At 71.8% G+C, this 245-nt stretch carries 1 protein-coding gene; it reads left to right on the top strand.

Annotated elements, in window-relative coordinates; translation table 11 throughout:
* Nucleotides 1-245: hypothetical protein (locus BGIM_RS64870; protein ID WP_040889363.1), on the top strand; the 245-nt coding region annotated here is incomplete at both ends.

Here is a 245-nt window from a genome sequence, read left to right as displayed (position 1 = left end):
GTTGGGGGCGGACATCAACGCCACGCGCGTCCGGGCGGCCGGCGGCCGGGCCTTCCCGGACACGTCTTTCCCGCTGGACGGCCCGCACGAGGACTTGTCGCTCGCCATCAGCGTCGGGAATCGCGGCCCGGTCGTCGGCCGGGCCGCCCTGGCGGTGAGCCGAAAGCTGCCGCACACGATGAGCAGGGGCCATCTGGCGCTGCTCGGGCGGGTCGTCCAACTGAACATCGACTCGCAAACGCACA

Origin of the sequence: Zavarzinella formosa DSM 19928, from assembly GCF_000255705.1 — a bacterium.
GTDB lineage: Bacteria > Planctomycetota > Planctomycetia > Gemmatales > Gemmataceae > Zavarzinella > Zavarzinella formosa.
This window is presented reverse-complemented; position numbering and strand designations above follow the sequence as displayed.